This window comes from Allobosea sp. (assembly GCF_035944895.1).
Classification (GTDB): domain Bacteria; phylum Pseudomonadota; class Alphaproteobacteria; order Rhizobiales; family Beijerinckiaceae; genus Allobosea.
Genome location: NZ_DASZAT010000008.1, coordinates 620,985 through 645,384, shown reverse-complemented (window position 1 = coordinate 645,384; position 24,400 = coordinate 620,985). Strand labels below are relative to the sequence as shown.

Sequence of the window (24,400 nt, the reverse complement as noted above, 5' to 3'; positions counted from 1 at the left end):
TCCATGGTTCGAGGGCGTTTGCATCGGGCTGGTGTCAAAGCTCCGCGGCGGCGGTCGCGAGCCGCTCTCGCGCCGTGCGCAGGGCCTCGTCGCCGGCGCCCACGCGCGGGAAACCGTCCGGCAGGGCGGAGAGCGCCTGCGCGAAGATATCACGACGCCGGCGTTGACGCGCCGAGCCGGGCAGGGCGACCAGACCGGCATTCAGCCGGTCCATCAGCTCGGGCGTGAAGACCGCATCCCAGCGCTCGCGTTCCGGGCCGTGGCCGCCGGCGCGCTGCATGGCGGCGCGGCGCGCCCCGGTCGCTGCCTCGTCGACCTCGCCGCCATGGATCACCACGCCATAGTTGCGGGCTGCCGCCTCCGCGGTGACGAAGCCGTTGCGCACATCATGCAGCACGGCCTGCGTGTCGCGCTCGGCCGGATCGCCCCAGCCACCCGCGCCGGGCGTCAGGAAGGTGACGGTGTCGCCGGCATTGATGGTCAGGACGTCGATCTTGCCGAGCCGGCGCTCGTCGAGCCGGCCGCGATTGACGATCAGCTCGCCCGGAGCGCCGGGCCTGCCGCCATTCGAACCCCAGGGCCTGAACAGCAGGCGCTCCATTCCCCGGCCGAGCACATTGGTGTCGTCGGTGAGGGCGCGGAAGGTGAGTTCCATGCCGCAGCCGCCGCGCCAGCGCCCGGCGCCGCCGGAATCGGGCCGCAGGGCATAGCTCATGATCTCGACGCCGAGCTCGGCTTCGACGGTCTCGACCGGATTGTTGGCGAGGTTCGAGATGCCGCTGTCGCGGCCGTCAACGCCGTCCCGACCGGAGCGGGCGCCGGTGCCGCCGATCATCGGCTCGATCACCTGGACGCGCCGGCCGCCGCGGCCGTCGGGCTCGGCCATCACCACCGGGATCACGGTGCCGGATGAGGCCGCCGGCATCACCTGCGGCAGAGCCTGGCCGAAGGCGCCGTTCAGCACATCGTTGACGCGGATCGCCGCCGCATGGCGCACGCCGGTCGCCGCCGGCTCCTGCGGGTTGACGAGGCTGCCTTCGGGCGCGGTGATCCTGACCGGCTCGAGCAGGCCGGCATTGAGCGGCGTGGTCGGGTCGAGCGTGTTGACCAGCGCCAGCACGCGCAGGGTCAGCCAGGCATGCGGGCGCCCGCGCGAGGGAATGTTCATCGCGGTCGCGACCTGCGGGTCGGTGCCGGTGAAGTCGAGATGGACCGTCCCGTCGGTGAAGGTCGCGGCGAGCGCGATACGCACCGGCAGCTGCGTTGCCGCGTCGTCGTCGAGATAGTCGCTGAAGCGATAGGTGCCGTCAGGGACGCGCTTCAGCACGGCGCGCGCCTTCTGCGCGGCGTAGCTCATCAGGTCGGTGGCTGCGACGCAGACCGCGTCCGCCCCATGCTGGCCGATGGTCTGCTCCAGGCGGCGCCGGCCGGCCGCGAGCGCGGCCAGCATGGCGCGGATGTCGCCCATGTTCGCTTCGGGCGTGCGGCTGTTGGCGTCGAGGAAGAGGCGGACCTCCGGCACCATCTCGCCGCGCCGCATCAGCTTGACCGGCGGGATGCGCAGGCCTTCCTGGAAGATCTCGGTATTGACAGGCGAGATGCTCGACGGCACGCGCCCGCCCACATCCGAGCAGTGAACGAAGCACCAGCCATAGGCGACGATCCGGCCCTCGTGGAAATAGGGCTCGATCATGTGCAGGTCGGGCAGGTGGGTTGAGAGTCCCTCCGAGCGATAGGGGTCGTTGGTCAGGATGACGTCGCCCGGCTCGAGCGGCCCGACGGCCGCGATCGTCGGCAGGCATTCGAGCCCGACGAAGCCGGAGACGCCGATCGAGCGCGGATAGGCGAAGAAGCGACCGTCCAGCCCGGCCAGCGCACAGGCGAAATCGGCGGTTTCCTTGACATAGAGTGTCCGGCCGGTGCGCTGCAGCGTCAGGCACATCTCCTCGCTGACCGCTGCGAGCTTGTTGCCGAGGATGGCGAGCGTGACCGAGTCGAGCTTCATGACGGCTGTCTTTCGAGATGCAGATTGCCGGCCTCGTCGGCCCGCGCGCCCCAGCCGGGCAACAGGATCGTGGTGGTGTCCTCCTGCTCGATGATCGCCGGCCCGCTCACCGTGTCGCCGGCGCCAAAGGCGGCGCGGGCGTAGACCGCGGCGTCCAGCCAGGCGCCGCGGCGGAACAAGGGCCGCCTGCCGCTGGCCGGCGGCTGGCCGTCGCCCGCCGAAATCCGGGGCTGAGTCAGCTTCGGGGTCTCGCCGACCATGGCGAGGCGCGCCGTGCCGAGCTCGACCAGGCTGTCGCCGTCGCGAAAGCCGTAGATGCGCTCATGCTCGCGGTGGAAGGCCTCGGCGACGGCATCCTGCGTGCGGCAATCCTGGTCCAGCCGCACACGCAGCTCATAGGCCTGGCCGGCATAGCGCATGTCGACCCCTCGCTCGATCCGCCGGCCGGTCGCCTGCTCGCCCTCATGATCGAGCCAGGCGGTGCCTTCTGCCGTAAGCTCGGCGAAGACGGTTTGCAGCAAGGCGGCGCTCGCCGCATCGAGAGGGCGGCGCAGGCTGCGCACGAAGTCGCGGCGCAGATCGGCCGCGACGGCGCCGAGCGCGCAGAAGGTCCCCGCGGCGGGTGGGATCACGACGCTGCCGATCCCGACCTCCTCGGCGAGGAGGTTGGCATGGGTCGGCCCGGCGCCTCCGAAGGGCACGAGCGCGAAGCCCGCCGGATCGAGCCCGCGCGCGGCGAGGGTTTTGTAGAGTTCCGTCGCCATGCCGGCGGTGGTGACGGCGAGCGCCCCTTCGGCCGCACGCGCTGCGCCGTCCGGCCCGGCGAGGCCAATGCGGTCCGCGATCTCAGCCAGGGCCTGCTCGGCCGCGCCCTTGTCCAGCCGCATGCGGCCGCCGAGGAAGCCGTCGGGGTCGATATAGCCGAGCGCCAGATAGCAGTCGGTGACCGCGGGCTCGCGGCCGCCGCGGCCATAGGAGACAGGGCCGGGCATGGCCCCGGCGCTCCTTGGCCCGACCTTGAGGACGCCGTGGCCGTCGACCCAGACGATGGAGCCGCCGCCGGCGCCGATCGCCGAGACGTCGACGACCGGCAGGACCAGCGGCAGCCCGCCGATATCCGTGCGCGTCGCCAGTTCCGCCGAGCCGGCATGGGCGACGGCGATATCCGAGGAGGTACCGCCCATGTCGAAGGAGATGATCGAGCTGACGCCGGCCGCGCTCGCCAGCCGGGCCGCCGCCATCACGCCCGAGGCCGGCCCGGACAGGATCGTCTCGACCGGCCGGTCGATGGCGGACGCAAGACTGAGCGAGCCGCCATTGGAGGCGGTCACCAGGATCGGCGCCTCGACGCCGTCGCGCGCGAGCCCCTGCTTCAGCCCGGCGAAATAGCGCTGCATCAGCGGTTGGATATAGGCGTTGAGACAGGCGACCAGCGTTCGCTCGTATTCGCGGATTTCCGGCCAGATGGCCGCGGCCGAGGTGATGGCGAGGCCGCCTACGCCGACCGAGAGCTTGTCGGCCAGCGCGATCTCCACCTCCGGCCTGGCATAGCCGTTGATCAGGACGAGGGCGGCGGCATCGGCGCCTAGGGCCTTGAGCTCGGCGGCGACGCGCGCGAGTTCAGCCTCGTCCGGAGCGCGCGTGACCTCTCCGGCCGCCGACAGGCGCGCATCGATCTCGACGATCGCGCAGCGCGGAACCAGCGGCTCCTCCTTGCTCGAGTGGAAATCGAAGGAGGAGGGCATGCGGCTGCGCGCGATCTCCAGGATGTCGCGGAAGCCCTTGCTGACCACGAGCGCGATGGTGGCGCCGCGCCGCTGGATGATCGCGTTGAGGCCGATCGTCGTGCCGTGCATCAGCAGCGAGACGTCGCCCGCGGTCAGGCCGGCCTTGCCGAGCAGCGACTTCAACCCATCGATCGGGGCGCGGGACGGCTCGTCCGGCGTCGACGGCTCCTTGTAGTGGACCAGGCCGCCGTCACGCGGATCGGCCAGCACGAAATCCGTGAAGGTGCCGCCGACATCGATGCCGATCCGCGCGCCCTGTCCATTTGCAGTCGTCATGCAGCCTCACTCCGCGTCGATCGGCACCGCATCCTGCGGCGCCCAACCAAGCGTCAAAACATCGCCGAGCCGGAAGGAGATGGTGCCGAGCGGCCCGTCGGCCTGCCGATAGACGATCAGCTCGCGCCCGAGATGCGCAGCCTCGACCTGATAGGCGGCGTAGTTGCCGCGAAACACGGCGCCGACGACCCGACCTGCAAGGTTTGCACCATCTCCCGCTTCGGCTCCGAGCCGCATCCGTTCCGGCCTGACCGACAGCGTGAGCATGGCGCCGGGCGCAGCCGTCTCGTTCAGCGGCACCGGCGAGTCGCCGCCTGGCCCCGACAGCAGGAGGTTTCGGCCATCCGGCGCGACCTTGCCTGCGAAGATGTTCGAGGCGCCGAGGAATTCGGCAACGAAGCGGCTGCGCGGCCGGTCGTAGATGTCCGTCGGCGTGCCGATCTGGAGGATGCGGCCGCCCTGCATCACCGCGACCCTGTCCGACATCGACAGGGCCTCTTCCTGATCGTGGGTGACGAGCAGTGTGGTGATGCCAAGGCGCTGCTGCATGGTCCGGATCTCGAACTGCATGCTCTCGCGCAGCGACTTGTCGAGCGCCCCCAGCGGCTCGTCGAGCAGCAGCACCTTCGGATTGACAACGAGCGAGCGGGCGAGCGCGACGCGTTGCTGCTGGCCGCCCGAAAGCTGCGACGGATACATGTCGGCGCGATCCGGCAGCCGGATCAGGTCCAGCATCTCCGCCACGCGCCGGTCGCGCTCGGCACGGCCGACATCGGCCATGCGCAGGCCGAAGCCGATGTTCTCGGCGACGGTGCGGTGCGGGAACAGGCTGTAGTTCTGGAAGACCATTCCCAGCTTGCGGCGATGCGGCGGCAGACGCGATACGTCGGTCCCGCCGATCCGAATGGTGCCGGAATCGGGATATTCGAAGCCGGCGACCATGCGCAGCGTCGTGGTCTTGCCGCAGCCGGACGGACCGAGCAGGGCGACGAGCTCGCCCGCAGAAACATCGAGATCGAGGTCGCGCACCGCGAGGACGGCGTCATAGGATTTGCGGACGCCGGCGAGCGTCAACGTCTCCGCCGAACCCCGCCCGGCCGTCGTCATTGAAGCGCCTCTGCGCAAGGCGATGTCGTTGCTGGTGACGGCATGGGAAAACCGTTCCCTTTTGATTTTGTAGCGCTACAATGGCAGAGCGATCAGGTGAGTCAAGCACCGTTCCATGCCCTTGTGAGGTATGGGGCAGCGGTTCGAAAGCAGGTGCAGGCCTTGCCGGCCAGGGAAGGGAGGCGCGATGACGAAAAGCAGGGACATGGCGGGACCCGTCACCATGCATTCGGTTGCGAAAGCGGCCGGCGTCTCGCCGATGACGGTGTCGAACACGTTCAAGTACCCGGAGCGGGTGCAGGAGGAGACGCGGCGGCGCGTTTGCGAGGTCGCCGCCGAACTGGGCTATATTCCCAATCACGCGGCCGGGAACCTCGCCTCGGGCCAGAGCCGCGTCATCGGCGCGGTCATTCCCTCGATCAAGAATTCCAGCTTCTATAAATACGTCCGTGGGATGCAAGATGCCGCCGCCCAAGGCGGTTACGAACTGGTGCTCCAGATCGCCGATACGAAACGGCACGAGATGGCGGCGATCCGAACCTTCATCGGCCTGCGCGTGGCAGGCCTGACGCTGGTCGGCAACGAGCACGAAGACCAGGCCGCCGACCTGCTGCGAAAGACCGGCGTGCCGGTGGTGGAGGCCTGGGTCCACGGTGATCCGCTCGACATGGCCGTCGGCTATTCTTCGGCCGCCGCGACGCGGGCCATGGTCGACCATCTCGTCGCTGCCGGCCGGCAGCACATTGGTTTCGTCGGATATGCCGGCGATGTCGCCGGTCGCTACACCGAGCGATTGCCCGCATTCGAACAGCGGATGCGCGAATACGGGCTCGAGCCACATCTGTGTCATCTCGCCGACGAAGCCGATGGTTTTGGCGCCGGGTCGAAGGCGCTCGACGCTCTTTGCCGCATGGGGGCGTCGATCGACGCCGTGCTCTGTCCGACCGACATCGTCGCCGCCGGGGTGCTCTTCGAGTGCGGGCGGCGGGGCTGGAAGGTGCCGGAGCGTCTCGCCGTCGCTGGTTGGGGCGACTACGAGATCGCATCCGAGATTTCGCCCCAGCTTACGACGATCCAGCCCAATGCCTATGAGATGGGGCACAGCGCGATCGAGATGGTGATTGCGCGCTCGTCCGGCCTCAGCGTGCAGATGCGGACGAGGGACACAGGCTTCGGCGTCGTTGAAAGGGCTAGCACACGGCTTGCGCCTATCGGCGTGGACTAAGCAGGAGGCCGACCGATCCGGGACGTCTGCTCAGCGCAACTTACCCCGCCGATGCCGATGTCTGGGCTGGAATCACGCCGGTGGAGCCGCCGGTGACCATGGCTGTTGCTCGGCGCGGCGAGCGAGTTAGCTAGGTTAAGTCAGCTCGCTCTGATCCGTCCAGGCAGAAATGTCCGCTTCCGGGCAATGTCCCAATGTCTGCAATTGGCGCAGGCCGACCGTGGCTAACGTTAGCCGATCTGGTCGCCGCCGCCGCTCCAGTGGAGATGGGAGCGCATGAGCGAGGCGGCCTGCTCGCGATCGTCCCGTTCGAGCAGGTCGAGGATTTGGAGATGCTCGTGCGTGTGCCGCTCGACCATCTCCAGATCGGGAATGAAGCGGTAGGCGAAGAGACGGCGGATGCGGTTGATCCGACGCAGTGCCTCGAGCAGGAAGGCGTTGCCGGAGCATTCCGCGATGGCTTCGTGCACCTCGCAGCCGAAGCGGAACATTTCGGAGAGGGTGAAGACCCGCAGGCCATCCTTGCGCACACGCTCCTGGTGCTCGCGCACCGGGGCCATCAGCTCGGCATTCCATCGGAATGTCGGCTCGAGAATGCCGCCGGGCTCGATCATCATGCGCAGCCGCCCGGTCTGGGCATAGGCCAGAGGGCTGTTGAGGGTCTGCGTGAAACGCCAGCCATAACCGCGCAGACGCTCGACCCAGCCCTCGGCCGCGATCCGGTCCAGCAGGCGTAGCAGCTCAGCCCGCTTCAGGCCGTAGCGGCGCATCAGCTCCGCCTCGCTGACGACATCGGGCACGCGCCCTTCGAGCCGATCCTTGGCGATCGCGAGGTAGTGGGTCTCGCTCCGGTCGCCGGCGTTCAGCGCCTTCATCGCGATGTCCGAGTCGAGGCTCTGGGCGAGGACGAAGCCCTTGTTCGGAACCGCTTCCGCCAGCCCGGCCTCGGCGAGCGAGCGCAGCGCGGCGCGAACGGGGCCCCGCGAAACGCCGAGACGATTGGCGAGCCGGTGCTCGAACAACCGCTCGCCGCGCCGGATGTTCTCGCTGCGCGCGATCTCGACGATCTGGCCCGCGAGCTCGATCGCTTTCGGTGACGCTGAAACGCCGTCGCTCATGCCGGCTCTGTACCCGCTGTCTGTCCCGGCTGACTCGCCGCTGCGACTGTAGGCGTCGAGAGGCGATTGACAATCTGATTGCAGATTTTGTACTTTATAGCAACAAATGACAAAATGATGCTCCAGGGTAGGCGATGCGCGATATCCAAATCTGCGAGGTCGGCCCTCGCGACGGCTTGCAGCTGGTGCGTCAGGTGATGCCGACGCAGACGAAGCGGGACTGGATCGGGGCGTTGGCGCGCTGCGGCTTCGGCGAAATCGATGCGACCAGCTTCGTGCCGCCGCAGGTCTTCCCGCAATTCGCGGATGCAGCGGAGATGGTGCAGGCCGCGCGCGCCGCCGACGCGCACTGGCGGGTCGGCGCACTGGTGCCCAACGCCAGGGGTGCCGAGCGTGCGATTACGGCCGGGGCGCAGATGCTCTATTGCATCGTCTCGGCCAGCCACAGCCACAGCATGGCCAATACAAGGCGCACGCGTGATGAGCAGGCGGAGATCGTCGGCGCTATCGTCGCGCAGGCGAAGCAGCAGGCCGAGGCGCCCCATGTCATGGGCGGCATTCCGACCGCCTTCGGCTGCTCGCTCGAAGGGCGTGTCGCCGAACGCGATGTCTGCCAGGTCGCCGAGGCGCTGGCCCGGCACGGCGTCGACGAGATCGGGCTCGCCGACACGGTCGGCTATGCCGATCCGCGTCTGGTTCGGGCGCTGGTGAAGTCCGTGCGCAGCGCGGTCGGCCCGGACATGCCGATCCGGTTGCATTTCCACGACACGATGGGGCTCGGTCTCGCCAATGTGCTGGCCGGGCTGGAGGCCGGCGTGACGACCTTCGACGCCGCTTGCGGCGGGCTCGGCGGCTGCCCCTTCGCGCCCGGCGCCTCCGGCAATATCGCGAGCGAGGATCTGGTCTTCATGCTGGAGCAGATGGGATTGCGGACCGGGATCGACCTGGAGCGCCTGCTCGCCGCCACGGAAATTCTCGCCACTGCCCTGCCGGATGAGCGGATTCGCAGTCATGTCCGCGAGGCAGGCCTGCCGAAGGTCTATGGAGTCGCCGCGTGAGCCCGCTGCCGCTCGAAGGCGTCCGTGTCATCGAATTCTCCCAGATGGTGATGGGACCGTCCTGCGGGATGATCCTCGCCGATCTTGGGGCGGACGTGATCAAGGTCGAGCCGCCGAAAGGCGATCGGACGCGCTTCTTCAAGAGCGTCGCATCCGGCTTTTTCAACACCTACAGCCGCAACAAGCGCAGCGTCGTCATCGACACCGCGACGCCGGAGGGGCGCGAGACGGCGCGCGAGCTGATCCTCGGCGCCGATGTGCTGATCGAGAATTTCCGTCCGGGATTGCTGGCGAGGTACGGCCTCGACTACGAGACGTTCGCCCCCGATGCGCCGCGGCTGATCTACTGCTCGCTGAAGGGCTATCTGCCGGGCCCCTACGAGAACCGCCTCGCGCTCGACGAGGTCGTCCAGATGATGGGCGGCCTCGCCTATATGACGGGGCTTCCCGGCAAGCCGATGCGCGCGGGCGCCTCCGTCAACGACATCATGGGCGGCATGTTCGGGGTGATCGCGATCCAGGCGGCGCTGGCCCAGCGCGAGCGCACCGGCAAGGGTAGCTACATCCAGAGCGCGCTGTTCGAGAACAACGTCTTCCTGATGGCCCAGGCGATGATGTTCGAGAGCGTGACCGGGGAGCGTTCCGTGCCCTGGTCGGTGAAGGAATCGCCCTGGCCGGTCTACGACCTCTTCGACACCAGTAGCGGCGACAAGATCTTCATCTCGATCGTCGGCGAGGAGCACTGGGAGGCATTCTGCCGGACCTTCGGCCGCGAGGCCTGGCTCGACGATCCGCGGCTGGCGACCGGCCAGGGCCGGGTCGACAATCGTAGCTGGATCATTCCCGAGATCAGGTCGATCGTGGCCCAGCACGAGATCGGCGAGATCAGCGCCATCCTGGAGCGGCTGGAGCTGCCCTTCGCACCGGTGAACAAGCCGGGTGACTTGTTCGACGATCCGCATCTCAACGCCTCGGGCGGGCTGCTCGAACTGACCTTGAACAACGGCCACACCGTCAAAACCCCGGCGCTGCCCTTCATCTTCGACGGTCACCGCCTGAAGAAGCGGCGCGATCCGCCGACCATCGGCCAGCACACGGACGAGGTGCTGGCAGAGCTGCAAGACCGGAAAACCGGCACCGCAAACTGACACGATCCAGGGAGGACAGCATGGAGATCACACGTCGAGATTTGCTGGCGGGGGGCGGTAGCCTCGCGATCGCCGGCCTCGTCCCCGCCGCTGGACGAGCCCAGTCGGCGACGGCTTCGCTCGCCTATGGACCGCAGACCGCGGTCTATGCGCTGGGCGCGATCGCCGATGCTCGCGGCTTCTTCAAGACCGAGAAGCTCGAGCTCAAGCTCGTCGTCGGCAATGCCGGCACCCATGGCCGCCAGACGCTCGCGGCAGGCCAGGCGCTGTTCGCCCATGGCGATGCGAGCCACCCGCTGCAGCTCTCGACGCGCGGCAAGCCCTGCAAGATCATCATGGCGACGCAGATGATCTCGTCGATCGCCAATGTCGTCATCCGCAAGGACCTGTTCGATGCCGGCATCGACAGCGTCGAGAAGCTCGCGGCCTACAAGCGGCCGAACGGAGGCAAGCCCGTGATCGCCGCGACCGCGATCGGCTCCGGCACCTGGATGTACGGTACCTACACCTTCGAGTCGAAGGGGCTCGGCGACAAGGTGACCTGGGTCGCCGGCGGCGGGCTGAACACCATGCTGCCCGGGCTCGAGACCAAGCAGTTCGATGCGATCATCGCGCCGCCCGGCTGGGTGGTGGAGTCGGAGGCGAAGGGCTTCGGCAAGGCGATCTTCGACACCTCCAAGCCCGGCGTCTTCGTCTCCGCCTATGGCGGCACCGTGCCCGTACTCGTCCTCTATGCGCTGACCGAGACCTGCGAGCAGGAGAAGGCCAAGGTCCAGGCCTTCGTCAACGCGATGTATCAGGGGATGAAATGGGTCAAGGCGACGCCGATCGACGAGGTCTACGCGCTGGTCGGCGAGAAGCTCTACAGCGGCCAGGATCCCAATGCGGTCAAGGCGGAGCTCGGCTTCGACAAGCAGACCTGGGAGTATGACGGGCGCATCGACAAGGCCTCCTTCGAGCGCGGCGGCAAGGTCTGGTATCGCCAGGGGACCGATATTCCGCCGGCGAAATACGAGGACATCGTCGACATGACGTTCCTCGAAGCCGCACGCGCCAAGTTCGGGTGAGCGGGGTCATGGCGCTGGCTCAACGCACCCGGCCTGACACCCCGCTCGCGCAGGCGGAGCCGGCGCGAGAACGCGTCCGCATCACCGTCCGGAATCTCGACAAGCGCTACGGGTCCGGCGAAGCCGGGGTCATGGCAGTCGATGACGTCTCCTTCGAGGTCAAGCAGGGCGAGTTCGTCGCGCTGCTCGGTCCTTCCGGCTGCGGCAAGAGCACGATCCTCAACATGGTCGCGGGCCTCATCCCGCGCAGCGGCGGGCATATCGCGATCGATGCGGACGAGGTCCGCCACGGCGACGTCAACCGCAAGGTCGGCTACGTCTTCCAGCGCGACACGGTGTTCCCTTGGCGGACGGTCGAGGCCAATATCGGCTATGGCCTCGAAATCGCCGGTGTCGACAAGGCCGAGCGCAAGGCCAAGGTCGCGCGGGCGATCGAGACCGCCGGGCTCGGCGGCTTCGGGGCGAAGTTCCCGCGCATGCTCTCGGGCGGCATGCGCCAGCGCGTCGCGCTGATGCGCACGCTGATCATGGAGCCTGAGATCCTGCTGATGGACGAGCCGTTCGGCGCGCTCGACACGCACACCAAGCTGGAAATGCACAAGACGCTGCTCGATATCTGGGAGCGCGAGCGCCAGACCGTGCTGTTCGTGACGCATGACCTCGGCGAGGCCCTGACCCTGGCGAGCCGGATCATCCTGCTCTCGGCCCGCCCCGGCCGGCTCAAGGAGGATTTCGAGGTGCCCTTCGCCCGGCCGCGTGACGCCGTCGCGCTGCGCGAGAGCGCCGAGTTCGGCAAGCTTTACTCCCACATCTGGCATTCGCTCGGCGAAGAGTTCCGGCGGACCAAGGCGGAGTGATCAGATGAAACATTCCTCCGCAAAGGTCGTCGCCTGGCAGGTCGCGATCCTGGTCGTCGTCCTCTCGATCTGGGAATGGGGCTGGAGCCTGCGCGGCATCGCTGCGCTGAAGCCGCTCGTGCCCAGCATCCTCGATCCCTATTTCATCTCGAAGCCGTCGATGATCTGGACGAGCTTCCTGAAACTGAGCTGCCTTGGCGATGCGGCCGGTTTCGGGACGTGCTTCGCCCGCAACGACAATAATCTCTGGCTGGCGCTGTTGGTCACGCTCAAGAACATGTGGTGGGGCTTCGTCTTCGGCACCGTGTCCGGCGTCGCCTGCGGGCTGATCCTCGGGCGCTCTGATTATCTCTCGCGCATCTTCCAGCCCTATGTCGTGGCGATGAACTCGATCCCGCGCATCGCGCTGGTGCCGCTGATCATCCTGATGTTCGGTCTCGGCGACATATCGAAGATCGTCACGGCCTGGATCGTCGTGTTCTTCGTGGTCTTCTTCAACACCTTCGAGGGCACGCGTGCCGTCGATCGCGACCAGATCGCGGCGGCGCGCTTGCTTGGCGCGTCCGAGATGACGGTTCTGCGCACGGTCGTGATCCCCTCGGCGCTGGCCTGGGTGTTCGCCTCGCTGACGCCGGCAGTCTCCTTCGCGCTGATCGGTGTCATCGTCGGCGAGTTCATCGGAGCCGAGCGCGGTCTCGGCAAGCTGATCATCGAGGCCGAGGCGCGGGCCAATGCCGCCGAGATGATGGTCGCGATCTTCGCGATGATGGTCGTCGGCATCCTGCTCGCGACCATCGTCAGGCAGTTGCAGAGCTATCTGCTACGCTGGCAACCGCAATTCGAAGCCCAGGCCTGACCGGCCATGCAAGCGATCCGCTTCGACGGCCGGGTGCTGTTCCTCTCGGCCGATGCCGGGGTCGTCCGCCGGCAACTGCAGGGCGAGGATCTCGATCGCGAGACCGCAGGCACGCTGCGCGACGACGTCTCGACCGACGAGATCACGCCGCTGCCCTCGCTGGTGCATTTCGACGACGAGATCGGCCGGCATGCCCATACCGGCTATCGCGCCGGCGAGAGCAACCCGATCCTGCTCGACGCCCTGCGCCTCGGCGGCTTCGGCGTGCTCGTCGCCGGCCGCCGCTACGGCAAAGGGTCGTCGCGCGAGCATGCCCCCCTGGCCGAGCGCGCGGCCGGGATCAGGCTCGTCATCGCCGAGAGCTTCGAGCGGATCTACCGCCAGAACTGCGACAATATCGGGCTGTTCACCTCGACCGATTTCGGCCTGCTCGATCGCGTCCGGGCCGGCGAAGCCATACCGCTCGCCGACCTATTGCAAGGGCGCGACGAGCTGGCGGCAGGAATTCTCGCCGCCGGTGGCCTGCTCGAATATGGCAGGGCTCATCTCACTGATGCGAAACCGGCTCCGTTGCCGGACGACACGGCGCCGCGAACCCTCACTCAGAAGATCATCGCGCGCCACCTTCTGGCGGAACCGGGGCGCCATTGGGCTGCCGAGCCGGGAAGCGGCGGCTTCGTCCGCGCGCGCTTCCGTTTCATCCACGAGATCTACACGGCGATGGCGGCGCATATGCTGCATCGCTGCTACGGCCGGCCGCTCGCGCTGCACGAGCCGGAGACGATCCTCTGTTTCGAGGATCACAACGCCTATGCGCATCGCTCGCCGACCCATCAGCGGCAGAACCTGCTGCCGGCGATCCGCCGGCTCTCGGAAGGACATCGTACCTTCGCCCGCGCCTACGGCCTGAAGGATCACGGTTATCTCGCCGGCGAGGACGGCTCGGAAGGCATCTCGCATGCGCTGATGGCGGAGACCTACGCCGTTCCCGGCGAGATCTGCGTCGGCACCGACTCGCACACGCCGCATTCGGGCGCGCTCGGCTGCCTCGCCTTCGGCATCGGCACGACCGACATGGCCAACGCGTTCATGACCGGCGCAGTTCGGCTCACTGTCCCGGAATCGCTGCTGATCCGCCTCGAGGGCAGCCTGCCCTCCGGCGTGACGGCCAAGGACGTCGTCCTGAAGCTGCTCGCCGAGCCGCGAATCCGGGCCGGGCTCGGGCTCGGTCGCGTCTTCGAATTCGCCGGGCCGGTCGTCTCGGCGATGTCGATCGACGAGCGTGCGACGCTGACCAACATGACGGCGGAGCTCGGCGGCTTCAGCGGGATCGTCGCGCCCGACGCCAAGACCGCCCGCTTCATCCGCGAGCGGCGTGGCGGCGACGCCGTGATCGAGGACTGGATGGCGAGCGATCCGGGCGCGCCCTATGCCGCCGAGCTGACGCTGGACTGCTCGGCCTTGACGCCGATGCTGGCGGCCCCCGGCGATCCCGGCAACGGTGTCCCATGCGACGAACTCGTCGCCCCCGTCCCGATCGGCATTGCCTATGGCGGCTCCTGCACGGCAGGCAAGCGCGAGGATTTCGACCAGTATCACGAGGTTCTGGCCTGGGCGGCGGCGCGTGGGCTGAAGGTCCCGGACAATATCGTCTTCTACTTGCAGTTCGGCACCGTGGCCGTACGGCGCTATTGCGAGGAGCGCGGCTATCTCGACACGTTCAGGCGTGTCGGCGCACAGATCCTCAACCCGGCCTGCGGGGCCTGTGCGCAATGCGGGCCGGGCGTGTCTTCGCAGGCGGACGAGGTGACGATCAGCGCGATCAACCGCAACTTCCCCGGCCGCTCCGGCCCCGGCCAGGTCTGGCTGGCAAGTCCGCCGACTGTTGCTGCCAGCGCCATTGCCGGAGAGATCGTCTCATTCGGGCGGTTGCAGAGCCAAATCTTGGGCACCCCCGGTCACGTCCCAAGCCGGAATGATGACTAAACGCTATGCGCTTGCGGTCCACTACGGCAATCGACGTCAACTGGTCGGTCAACAGCCGCAAGGGCCGTGTGCAACGTCCGCTTTCTGGCAACCGTTCAATGTCCGTTCCTGGCGCTAGGCGTCCTCTCGTCGAAGTATGCCGCCGATAGGTGTTTACGCAGATCGGCTGCGCCCAATTTTCGTGAGCACATCGACAAAATGCCGACGCACACCGAGCGGAACCGGGCCTTGCTTGCAGGCGCCAAAGATAGGATCGGGATAGTGCCGCGCGGTTGCGTGCCGTGCTGGAGCTTCTGATCCGTCGCCTCGAAGAGATTCCGCTCCGTAAGCCGCCCTCTTTGCGACAGTCGCCCACGGGGACAGGCTATGAGGGACTCAACCACAGCGCCATTGCAGTCGTGTCTCATCGGATGATGATGAGCGGCCCGATCCTATTCGTCGTCACGCGCAGAGCCTGCTCCAGATGGATCAGGACCGCATTTGTGTCGGCGATCGCCAATGTGCCGCTGACGCGCCGCCGCGCCAGTTCGCCGTTGGCAATCACGATCCGGCCGGAAAAATGGCGGTTCATCTCTTCGACCACGTGGGAGAGCGGCGCATTGTCCACGACGAGTTGCCCGCGTCGCCAAGCGAGCGCCGTGAGGCCATCGCTCGGCCCAATCTGCCTGGTTCCCGTGCTGCGCTGATAGACCGCCCGTTCTCCCTGCGTCACGCGCAATGACACCTGATCCGCACCCTCTAACGCGATCAGCACGGCATTATGTGTTACGGTAACGTCGGTCTCCGTATCGCCGAGACGCACATCGAAAGCAGTGCCCAGCGCAGTGACGCGCGTGCTGCCCGCCTCGACCGTGAATGGGCGCGTCGCATCGCGGGCGACCTCGAAATAGGCCTGTCCTCGCAGCAAGCGCACCGTTCTGTGCCCGGCCGTGTAGTCATAGGCGACCGCCGATGAAGCGTTGAGCTGCACGGTCGAGCCGTCTGTCAACGAGAAGACCGGCATCTCGCCGGTACTCGACATCGCATCCGCCCGAAGACGCATGGGTCCGTCGAGCGCGATGAACAGCGTGCCGGCCATGGCGAGGGTCAGGAGTGTGCCGAGAACCGGCTTGGTCGCGCTGCGGGGCTTGACCTCGAAATCCGCCAGGGCCGGATCGGAGGCGATGGCGGTACGCGCCTCGCCCATGAGTTGCTCGGCCGCCTCATATGCGCGCCGGTTCTCCGGGGCCTCGTCGAGCCACGCCCGGAATGCCGCCTTTTCCGTCGCCGGCTGACCGGTTTCCCGGTTGCGCAGGAGCCAGTCCGCCGCAGCCTCGTGGCGCTTTCGCTGCGCGCGGGTCGCTCGCCTGCCCGGCATGGGAGTCCTCAGGATCATCAAGTTTCAACCGGTAGACGAATAGGCCTGCCAGTTTGGGACTCCTCTAGTCGATCTGCAGGAGGCGATCGAGGCAATATGCCAGCGCGCGGCGCAGATGCCGGTCGACCATGTTGCGGGATATCCCGAGCTTCCGTGCGATCTCGTCCGGCGCGAGGCCGTGGAGCCTGTGCAGGATGAAGACGGCGCGGCGGCGCATCGGCAGTTCGCCGATCGCATCGCACAGGATTGCGATCCGCGCCTCGATCGCCAGAGCCCGGTCCGGCGCGGCGCCCTCCGCGACAGCCGACTGTGCTTCCTGTTCACTGCCGGAGAACAGGCGTGCCTCAAAGCGCTCGCGCCGAAAACGGTCTATGCCGAGATTGATGGCGGCCCGGCAGAGAAACGCGCCAATCGAGCGCTTCTCCCGCAGCACATGCGGACGTGCGGCAAGCTTCACATAGAGATCATGGACGATATCGAGCGCAGCGCCGCGCGAATGGCCGCGGCGGCCAACGGCCGCGACGATCTCGTCGTAATGGGCCTCGATCGCGCGGTTCAGCAACTCGTTGCCATCAACGTCGTTTAAGCCGGAAATAGCGCCAGTCAGCGTCGGCATTGCTTCGGTTTCGTTCCGGACCGCCTATGGCGGGCTGGCCAACACGCCGCAGCTCCGGATCCGGAAACGGCATCGCACCGCTCTCCCTGTCCGTCGCGCTTCCGGTTCGCCAGCGCCCGCCGGTGCTCGTGCCCGCCGGATCGTCCGAGCAGGCGGCAGCTTGACTACTCCAAACTGAAAATCCTTGCAATCACAATAGTTTATAACATTTCTAGGCTTAACCTCCACGCTAGGCTCAGTGCGTGATTCCAGATCGGGGCTCGATTTTGGGGTGGATCGCGACCGCGGGCACAGCCGGTGCGCATGTCAGGCCCGGTTGCCTTCGGTATCGCCTCTCAGGCGGCCGGCACGACGCCCTTTCGCCCGGGGGATGCACATCGGCGTGCCGGTGACGGGATCGGGCACGATGCTGGTCGCTACACCGAAGACCTGCTCGACCACCTGCGCCGTGATCACCTGCCCCGGTTCGCCTGTTGCGGCGATCTTTCCAGCCTTGAGGAACACCATGTGGTCGGCATAGCGGGCCGCCTGATTGAGATCGTGCAGGACGGCGACGACGGTCGTACCTCGTTCGTCGACGAGCGAAGCGATCAGGTCCATGAGCTCGATCTGATGGGTGAGGTCGAGGAAGGTCGTAGGCTCGTCGAGCAGCAGGATGTCGGTCTCCTGCGCCAGAGCCATGGCGATCCAGGCACGCTGGCGCTGCCCCCCGGAAAGGCTGTCGAGCGGCCGGTCGCACAGCGCGCCCGTGCCGGTCAGCCGCAGAGCCTGAGCGCAGGCGTCCTCGTCGGCCTGGGACCAGCGCCCGAACAGTGAGCGATGCGGATAGCGCCCCTGCCGGATGAGATCGAGCACAGTCAGCCCTTCAGGAGCGGCCGGCCCCTGAGACAGGATGCCGATGCGCCGCGCCGTTTCCTTCGCCGGGCGATCGGCGATGGAGCGCCCGTCCAGAAGGACCGCGCCGCTTTTCGGCGCCAGCAGCCCGGCCAAAGCCCGCAGGACGGTGGACTTGCCGCTGCCGTTCGGGCCAAGGAGCGCGGTGAAGGCGCGTTCCGGCACGGCGAGGTCGAGCCCCGCGACGATCGTCGTCCCGCCATAACTGAGCGACAGCCGCTCGGCCGCGAGCGAAGGGGGCTGCGTCAGGTCAAGCCGGGACATGGCGCCGCCCCCATAGGAGATAGCCGAGGAAGGGCGCGCCGATCAGCGATGTGACCAGTCCGGCGGGAAGCTGAGCGGGTGCGATGAGCGTGCGTCCGAGCAGGTCTGCCGCCATCACCAGCGCACCGCCGGTCAGGGCAGCGACGGGGATCAGCAGGGCATGGGCGGGGCCGACGAGACGGCGGGCCAGATGCGGAGCGATCAGCCCGACAAAGCTGATCAGCCCCGCTGCGGCGACGGCGGCCCCAGAGATGAGCGTGCACAGCAGGATCATCAGGGCGCGCGTCAGGTTCACATGCTGGCCGAGGCTGCGCGCAGCGCCGTCGCCGAAGCGGATGAGGTCGAGCTCGCGAGCGCCGAGCCAGGCCAGCGCCAGCGGCCCGGACAGCCAGAGAGCGAGAAGCCGCACCTTGCTCCCATCGGCGTCGTAGACACTGCCGGCGAGCCAGATCATCGCCTGCTGCACGTCTCGGATTTCACCGAAAGCTGTCAGCAACGTGGTGGCTGCGCCCGTCAGCGAGCTAAGGCCGATGCCGACCAAGATGATCCGCAGTGAGGAGGTTCCGCCGCGCCAAGAGAGTGCGTAGATCGCGGACGCCATTGCGCCGGCGCCGGCGAAGCTCGCCCAGGGCAGCAGCGCGGCGGGCGCGCCGGGCAGCGCCACGATCAGCAGCGTCGCCGCCAGCGCCGCGCCCGCATTGATGCCGAGGATGCCGGGCTCGGCCAAGGGATTGCGCATCACCGCCTGCGCGATCGTCCCGGCCACCGCCAGCGCCATGCCGACGAGGAGCGCGAGCAGCGCGCGCGGCAGTCGCAGCTCGAACAGGATCATATGCGTGTCGGGCGATGCCGCTGCCGGGCTCGCGAGGGTGAGGACCAGTTCGCGCGCCGGAATGACGATATCGCCGAGCGCGAGGCTGGCGAGGAACAGCCCCGCGAGCGCGACGAGCAGGATGGGTACGATGCGCATTATCACCGGCCGCCCACCCGGGAGCGCGCCAGCCAGATGAAGAATGGTCCGCCGATCAGCGCCATGGTCACGCCGGCCGGAAAGCTCTGGCTGCCGAGGAGCATGCGCCCCGCGGTATCGGCCACGACCAGGAGCAACGCGCCGCCTAGCGCGCTGAAGGGGATGATCCAGCGGTAATCCACACCGACGCACAAGCGGGCCACATGCGGCACGACCAGGCCGATGAAGCCGATCGGGCCGGCCAGCGCCACCGCCCCGCCCGCGAGCAGAATGACGATCGCAAGAGACAGGCCGCGCCAGATCGGCAGGCTCTGGCCGAGGGACCGCGCGACGTCGGGGCCGAGGCTCAGCGTCGTCACATGGCGGCGCAGGACGAGCGCGGCAACGAGACCCGCGAGGATATAGGGGGAGACGGCGGCGACCTGGGCCATGGATCGGCCCGAGAGCGTGCCGGCTGTCCACAGCCGCACCGCGTCGAGCGTGCCCTGATCGAAGATCAGGATTACGGTGGTCAGCGATGTAAGGAAACCGGCGAGCACCGCGCCGGCGAGAACCAGCCGGAGCGGAGAGCCGCCGGAGCGGCCCGCCGAGCCGAGCGCCTGTACGGTGACGGCGGCCGCGACCGCCCCTGCGAAGGCATGCCAGACATGGATGTCACCAGACCCCACGCCGAACGCGGCGATGGCGATGACCACGGCGAAGGCGGCACCCGCATTGATACCGAGCAAGCCGGGCGAAGCCAGCGGATTACCCGTGACCGCCTGCATGATCGCACCGGCGACGGCAAGCCCCGCGCCTGCCAGCAGGCCGGCCAGCATGCGCGGCAGGCGGATCGACGCGATCACCAGATGGTCGCGCGAGCCGTCAAAGGCGAAAACGGCGTCAAGCACCCGCGAAAACGGAAGCCGTACCGCGCCCAGCGTGACCGACCATGCGGCGACGAGCGCCAGAAGACAGCCGAGAGTCGTCAGGGCGACCGTCCTCCCTCTTTCTCCAGCGGGCGCTGGCGGAGCGGGAGCCGAGCCGGCGACGATCCGGACCTCGCTCATGGCGCCTTCAGGACGAAACGCTCGACGTCGTCCAGGACCCGATGTGCCGAGGCGATGCCGTGAAACCCCATCCAGGTCGCGCGGTCCACGCGATGGTCGCGGCCGGCCCGAACCGCGGGCAGCATCTTCCATAACGGGTTCGCGACGGTCGAGGCGGCGAGCGCGTCGTCGGGCGCAGGGTCGAAACCACTCACCACAACATAGAGCAGGACATCTCCCGTCAGAGCCGAGATCTCTTCCCAGTCCGGCCGCTTGAGCACGGCGCCATCCGACGTGGTCTCATAGGCGGTGCGCTTCACCCCCGCCTCCTGCAGAACCGCATAAGGTGCATAGGCCGATGGGCCGTCGAGATAAACATGGAAGCCACCCGGCCTGACCCGAACGACCGAGATGGGTGTCGCCGGGACGCGCGCCCTGATCGCAGCCACGCGTCGTTCATAGCCTTCCAGAGCGGCCTGCGCCTTGTCGCCGTTCCCGGTAATGTCGGCCAGGAGCCGATATTGCCGCTTCCAGTCCATCTGTTCAATCAGGAGCGTTGGCGCGATCCGGGACGCGCTGTCGCGAATGCGGCCATGCATCTCTGCGCTCCCGACGATCAGGTCGGGCTTCAAGGCGATGATGCGCTCGATGCTCGGTTGCAGGGGGTGCCCCACATCCGAGACAGAGGATCGTCGCGCCGCGTCGCGCACGAGCGGCTCCTGGATGGCCGACAACGGGGCCCCGACGACTGGGACGCCGAGTTCCTGCAGGATGCCCATGGTCAACGCCGGATCCAGCGCGACGATGCGTTGTGGCGCAGCGGGAATGCAGACGCCCGCATCCGCGCCGCCGGACGAGACCATGCGCCCATCGCAAGCCGCCATCGCCGTGGAGGTCGCAGAAGCGCAGATGAGGAGAGCGAGCAGCAGGCGTTGCATGTCGGTGCCTTGTCCGGTCGTGCGAGGACGAAGGCCGGTTCGAGCGGCCTCCGTCGTCCACATCTCAGAATTTCGCCTTGAGGCTGACCCCGAAGCTGCGGCGTGCGCCGAGCGTGGCCATGCTGTCGCCGTCGAGATAGGTCAGATACTTCTCGTCGAACAGGTTCTGGGCGTAGGCGTTGACCTCCCAGTTCTCCCGCTTGTAGCCGGCTTGCGCGTTCACGATCGTCCGGTCGCCGACGAAGCTGTTCGGCGCGTTCACCGAGAAGCGCGCCATGTAGCGGGAGGTGTATTTGGCGTCCGCACCGACATAGATCCCGTTCGCGAATTCGTAGCGGCCACCGATGCCGAGGCTCCATTCGGGCGCCTCCGGGAAGGGATAGCCCGCAAGTTCGATCAGGCCGTGCTGGCTCTTCCTGTTGAACTTCGTGTCGAGATAGCCGATCGAGGCAAAGGCCGTGAACTGGTCCGTCACCCGGAAGGACGGCTCGAACTCGAAGCCCCATGAACGCGAGTTCGCGGCGTTGGCGATCAAGTTGTTCAGGTTGACGAAATCCTCGATGTCGACCTGCTGCCGGCGGAACCGGGTGTGGAAGGCGTTCGCGCTGATGGTCAGGCGGTCGTCGAGCCAGCGCCCCTTGTAGAACAGCTCGAAATTGTGGGATTTTTCCGGATCGTAGGTGTAGGTCGACATCCGGACGTTGTCATAGGCGATGCCGCCGTTCCGGAAGCCCTGAGAATAGACGAATCCGGCCGTATGACGGTCGCCGAAGTCCTTGGAAATGCCGAGCTTCGGCAGGAAATTGAGTTCGTCCGTGCCACCGGTATAGCGCGTGATCGCCGAAGCGCCTGTCCGCAGATTGCCGCGCCGGTAGTAATAGTCGACGGACTGGTCGGTATAGTCGAGCCGCGCCCCGGCCGTCACCTTCCAGCTCGGAAGGAATTCATATGTCACCTCGCCGAACGCCGCGGCATTTGACGTCTTCTTGCTGTCCTTCTGATAGATCGTCGTCGTGCTGATCCGGCCGTCGTAAAAATTCCGCCAATCGAGGTGGCTGCCATAGATGCCAGCGACCCATTTCCATGGTCCGAGGTCGTAGTTCAGGCGAAATTCCTGGGTGAACTGCGTGCTGCTCCGGTCTCCACGCAGCACATTGGTCTGGCCATAAGTTCCCAGGTTGATCGAAGGGCGCTGATGGAAGTCGTGGGTGATGCCGGTCTGCGACGTAAAGCGTAGCGCATCCGAGAGGTTGTGGGTGATCTCGAGTCCGACATTGTTTACCCGGGTCGAACGCACTTCCGTGTAGATCGGCAGATAGAAGTCAGAGCGCTTCTGCCGCCAGGGCAGGCCCATGGCCGGGCCGCCAATGTCGCGCTCGCGAGGCGCATCCTGGGCAAAGGAGTAGCTCAGCATCGCCTTGGTGTCCGGCAGCCCCGTCGGCGTGATCAGCAGCTTGCCGCGGATATTGTAGTTGGAGTCGGTCATCCACTCGTCGTAGCGCTGGAAGGCGACGAAGGACGGGGCGTTCAGATCGCTGCGGAATCGTTCGAACGAGCCTGCGATACGCGCGGCGACCTGGTTCTCGAGCAGCGGCATGTTGACCATGAAGGCCGCGCCGACGCGCCGGTCGTTGCCGATCGTCCCCTGAACCTCGAACTCCCGCTTGAAGGTCGGATCCTTGGTCTTGATGTAAATCGCGCCGGCCATCGCCGCGCGGCCGCTGAGAGTCGATTGCGGCCCGCGATAGACCTCCACCTGCTCGACATCCCACAGCGCGCGCGCTCCGCGCCGCGTTCCTTCCTGCGTCTGCAGCACGCCGTCGATATAGAGCGAACCGATCGGGTTGTTGCCCGATGCGAACCCTTCCGAGTTCACGCCGCGCAGGATGAAACCGCCATTGATCCAGTCGGCATCCATCACATTGGCCATGCGCCGGAAGGCATCGCGGAAGTTCTGGATCTGCCCGTACTCGATATCCTTGGCAGTCACGATGCCGACGCTGGCGCTGGTGTTCTGGAGCGTCGTCGCGTCGCGTGCGCCGTAGATCCTGATCTCGTCGAGCGAGATCGTTCCGTCCGGCAACGCGCCGGTGGTCACGGGCGCCGGGGCGCCGGAGAGCACGACCTGGTTGCTGCCGGCGAAGCGCGCGCTGATGCCCGTGCCGGCGAGCAGCGCGTTGAGCGCCTGCGCCGGCGCGAGTGGCCCACGAACACCGCGGGTCGTCTTCCCGCGCGTCAGATCGGCATCGAAGAGGATCTGGAGACCCGCCTGCGTGGCTAGACGGTTGAGTGCCGGCGTCAGCGGGCCGGCGGGGATCGAAATGGCGTCTCTCGCGCCCTGAGGCGTGGCAGCGGTTTGCGCGGAGGCGGGCGCGACACCGCACAGAGCCAGCATCGTGCCAGCCAGGAAAGCGAAACGTCGACGCCTTCCGGCGCTTCCCGAAATTGCATTGTCAGATAACGTCGCAGCCATCGAAACCCCCGTCCATGCGGCGTTCAAGGCGCCGCACTTCGTCCTCGACGCGGATCCTGTTCATCCGCTCACTGGGGTGACGATTGGCTCCTGGGCTTTGGGACTCGCCCCAGAAATAATTCTGCGGCCGTGCTCTCGGCGAACGATGCGTCTGGCACGGCTGGGCTCACGCGATCTCGTCGCCGGCCAGACCAAGATGGCGGCGCATGGCCTGCCGCAAATCGTCGTCGCGCTGCCGCGGATCCTTTAGCACGCAGGTCGAGCAATACTCGCCGCCCTCCACCGTATAGAACCGGCAGCAGCCTCCGCGCCCACGAAACGTATAGGAAAACGGCTGCCCTGCCCGATCGCGGACGGACAGATCGAAATAATGAAGCTGGCGGTTGTTCAACGGCGATCCCGGCCGCTTGAGAACGGCCATGGCCGAGGCCTTCGCGGCCTCCTGGCAGTCGAGCCGGCGCCCAGCTTCGATAAACCAGCCCGCGAGCGCATCGGCGACCAGTCGCCAGAAGGCGTTGCGAGAGAGCTTCGTCCTCGCATGGAGCTGCTCGATCAATGGCTCGAAATGCGCCTGCACCGCAGTGCAAAACGCGTCCGCGATCTGGTCGTGAGCCATCGGGCCCTGCGCGTCCGGATGCGCTGCGTGATCCGTTCGGCTAACCCGGAAGCCACCCGACAGATAGCGAACATGCGCGCGCCGGACTTCACGCATGTGTCCGTCATGCTCGTCTTGGGTCGCGTGGAATAGAAGAGCGAAGCGAGACGGGGAAAGATTCGGAAGGATGCCAAAGCCCAGGAAGGCCGGCACTGTCGCGAGCGCGAAGACATACGCATAATCCGTCATCATCAACGAACCGCACGCCTTCCGATCGGTCCCCTCGCTGAAAGAGCCTTCGTAATCGAGGTATTCCTCTATCATGGTGTCGCTGGCGAAGAAGGCTTCGGCAGTGATCCAGCCCGACTCCAGTCCGCCGAGTTCGACCCTGATTTCCGGCCAGAGTTTCGCTTGAGAAGCCAAGGCGGAGCGCAGCGGCGAAACTTGCGTTCTCGGTTTCGATAGCCCGTCTGTCGGCACCATCCTCATGTCCTTCGTGTTCCACGGATCGAAGCCTTCATGGACATGACGAATGGAAGGCAGGGTTTGGGATGCGGATCTGGTGGGCATCCAGCATCGTGATTGGCTGAGCGGCGCCGAGCACATCTGCGTGACAATCGCCGCGCAGGTTGAGAAGGCGAAATTGGCTGCGCGGTCGCTGGAGACCTGACTGCCGGCGTAATATCGCTGGCATTCCACAGCTTAAAAATGGACGTACTCGTGAGCCCGACGAATGTCCGCTTCCGGACAAGAACCCAAGTTCCGCAATTGGCGC

20 protein-coding genes are annotated in these 24,400 nt (G+C 66.9%); 8 read left to right on the top strand and 12 right to left on the bottom strand.

Annotation, left to right across the window (positions count from 1 at the left end):
• Nucleotides 1-34 precede the first annotated feature (34 nt).
• From VGV58_RS14635 to VGV58_RS14625, 3 genes are read right to left on the bottom strand one after another with little or no spacing between them, the layout of a single operon-like run.
• A complete protein-coding gene (locus VGV58_RS14635; protein WP_326874739.1) occupies nt 35-2,005 on the bottom strand; it encodes a hydantoinase B/oxoprolinase family protein in 1,971 nt (656 codons plus the stop codon).
• Nucleotides 2,002-4,068 (bottom strand): hydantoinase/oxoprolinase family protein, encoded by a 2,067-nt coding sequence (locus VGV58_RS14630; RefSeq protein WP_326874738.1) that lies wholly within the window; start codon nt 4,066-4,068, stop codon nt 2,002-2,004. Before VGV58_RS14630 ends, VGV58_RS14635 begins: the two co-directional genes overlap by 4 nt.
• A gap of 6 nt (nt 4,069-4,074) precedes the next feature.
• Nucleotides 4,075-5,175: an ABC transporter ATP-binding protein gene (locus VGV58_RS14625; protein ID WP_326874737.1), complete on the bottom strand. Its 1,101-nt coding sequence runs from the start codon at nt 5,173-5,175 to the stop codon at nt 4,075-4,077.
• Nucleotides 5,176-5,380: 205 nt separating this feature from the next.
• On the opposite strand from VGV58_RS14625, the gene VGV58_RS14620 reads away from it, so the two are divergent.
• Nucleotides 5,381-6,400, top strand: a complete 1,020-nt coding sequence (locus tag VGV58_RS14620; RefSeq protein WP_326874736.1) for a LacI family DNA-binding transcriptional regulator — start codon at nt 5,381-5,383, stop codon at nt 6,398-6,400.
• Nucleotides 6,401-6,630: 230 nt separating this feature from the next.
• On the opposite strand, the gene VGV58_RS14615 is transcribed toward VGV58_RS14620, so the two are convergent.
• Nucleotides 6,631-7,518: a GntR family transcriptional regulator gene (locus VGV58_RS14615; RefSeq protein ID WP_326874735.1), complete on the bottom strand. Its 888-nt coding sequence runs from the start codon at nt 7,516-7,518 to the stop codon at nt 6,631-6,633.
• 134 nt (nt 7,519-7,652) lie between these two features.
• On the opposite strand from VGV58_RS14615, the gene VGV58_RS14610 reads away from it, so the two are divergent.
• The 6 genes from VGV58_RS14610 to VGV58_RS14585 are packed head-to-tail and all read left to right on the top strand — an operon-like array spanning nt 7,653 to nt 14,490.
• Nucleotides 7,653-8,576: a hydroxymethylglutaryl-CoA lyase gene (locus tag VGV58_RS14610; protein WP_326874734.1), complete on the top strand. Its 924-nt coding sequence runs from the start codon at nt 7,653-7,655 to the stop codon at nt 8,574-8,576.
• Complete coding sequence (locus tag VGV58_RS14605; RefSeq protein WP_326874733.1) at nt 8,573-9,724, top strand: CaiB/BaiF CoA transferase family protein; 1,152 nt, start codon at nt 8,573-8,575, stop codon at nt 9,722-9,724. The genes VGV58_RS14610 and VGV58_RS14605 overlap by 4 nt, the downstream gene beginning before the upstream one ends.
• Before the next feature lie 20 nt (nt 9,725-9,744).
• Nucleotides 9,745-10,791, top strand: coding sequence for an ABC transporter substrate-binding protein (locus tag VGV58_RS14600; protein ID WP_326874732.1), 1,047 nt, complete (start codon nt 9,745-9,747; stop codon nt 10,789-10,791).
• 8 nt (nt 10,792-10,799) lie between these two features.
• The gene (locus VGV58_RS14595; protein WP_326874731.1) at nt 10,800-11,648 is read left to right on the top strand and encodes an ABC transporter ATP-binding protein; all 849 of its coding nucleotides are present in this window, start codon (nt 10,800-10,802) and stop codon (nt 11,646-11,648) included.
• 4 nt (nt 11,649-11,652) lie between these two features.
• Entirely contained in the window at nt 11,653-12,504 is an 852-nt protein-coding gene (locus tag VGV58_RS14590) for an ABC transporter permease (protein WP_326874730.1), read from the top strand.
• 6 nt (nt 12,505-12,510) lie between these two features.
• Complete coding sequence (locus VGV58_RS14585; protein ID WP_326874728.1) at nt 12,511-14,490, top strand: aconitase family protein; 1,980 nt, start codon at nt 12,511-12,513, stop codon at nt 14,488-14,490.
• A 403-nt stretch (nt 14,491-14,893) separates the two neighbouring features.
• Here the strand turns inward: VGV58_RS14585 and VGV58_RS14580 are convergent, their stop codons facing one another.
• The 8 genes from VGV58_RS14580 to VGV58_RS14545 all read right to left on the bottom strand — a co-directional run bounded on the left by VGV58_RS14580 (nt 14,894) and on the right by VGV58_RS14545 (nt 24,108).
• The gene (locus tag VGV58_RS14580) at nt 14,894-15,865 is read right to left on the bottom strand and encodes a FecR family protein (RefSeq protein WP_326874727.1); all 972 of its coding nucleotides are present in this window, start codon (nt 15,863-15,865) and stop codon (nt 14,894-14,896) included.
• Between the two features lie 46 nt (nt 15,866-15,911).
• Nucleotides 15,912-16,463 (bottom strand): RNA polymerase sigma factor, encoded by a 552-nt coding sequence (locus VGV58_RS14575; RefSeq protein WP_326874726.1) that lies wholly within the window; start codon nt 16,461-16,463, stop codon nt 15,912-15,914.
• 306 nt (nt 16,464-16,769) lie between these two features.
• The gene (locus tag VGV58_RS14570; RefSeq protein ID WP_326874725.1) at nt 16,770-17,621 is read right to left on the bottom strand and encodes an ABC transporter ATP-binding protein; all 852 of its coding nucleotides are present in this window, start codon (nt 17,619-17,621) and stop codon (nt 16,770-16,772) included.
• The gene (locus VGV58_RS14565; RefSeq protein ID WP_414643985.1) at nt 17,608-18,594 is read right to left on the bottom strand and encodes a FecCD family ABC transporter permease; all 987 of its coding nucleotides are present in this window, start codon (nt 18,592-18,594) and stop codon (nt 17,608-17,610) included. The genes VGV58_RS14570 and VGV58_RS14565 overlap by 14 nt, the downstream gene beginning before the upstream one ends.
• Nucleotides 18,594-19,640 carry a FecCD family ABC transporter permease gene (locus tag VGV58_RS14560; protein WP_326874723.1) on the bottom strand — a complete coding sequence of 349 codons (1,047 nt, stop codon included), beginning with the start codon at nt 19,638-19,640 and terminating at the stop codon, nt 18,594-18,596. The genes VGV58_RS14565 and VGV58_RS14560 overlap by 1 nt, the downstream gene beginning before the upstream one ends.
• Complete coding sequence (locus VGV58_RS14555) at nt 19,637-20,557, bottom strand: iron-siderophore ABC transporter substrate-binding protein (protein WP_326874722.1); 921 nt, start codon at nt 20,555-20,557, stop codon at nt 19,637-19,639. Before VGV58_RS14555 ends, VGV58_RS14560 begins: the two co-directional genes overlap by 4 nt.
• Nucleotides 20,558-20,621: 64 nt before the next feature.
• Nucleotides 20,622-22,952, bottom strand: a complete 2,331-nt coding sequence (locus VGV58_RS14550) for a TonB-dependent receptor (protein ID WP_326874721.1) — start codon at nt 22,950-22,952, stop codon at nt 20,622-20,624.
• Nucleotides 22,953-23,196: 244 nt separating this feature from the next.
• On the bottom strand, nt 23,197-24,108 hold the full coding sequence (locus VGV58_RS14545; RefSeq protein ID WP_326874720.1) for a ferric iron reductase: 912 nt from the start codon (nt 24,106-24,108) through the stop codon (nt 23,197-23,199).
• Nucleotides 24,109-24,157: 49 nt separating this feature from the next.
• On the opposite strand from VGV58_RS14545, the gene VGV58_RS14540 reads away from it, so the two are divergent.
• A complete protein-coding gene (locus tag VGV58_RS14540) occupies nt 24,158-24,295 on the top strand; it encodes a hypothetical protein (protein WP_326874719.1) in 138 nt (45 codons plus the stop codon).
• Nucleotides 24,296-24,400 lie beyond the last annotated feature (105 nt).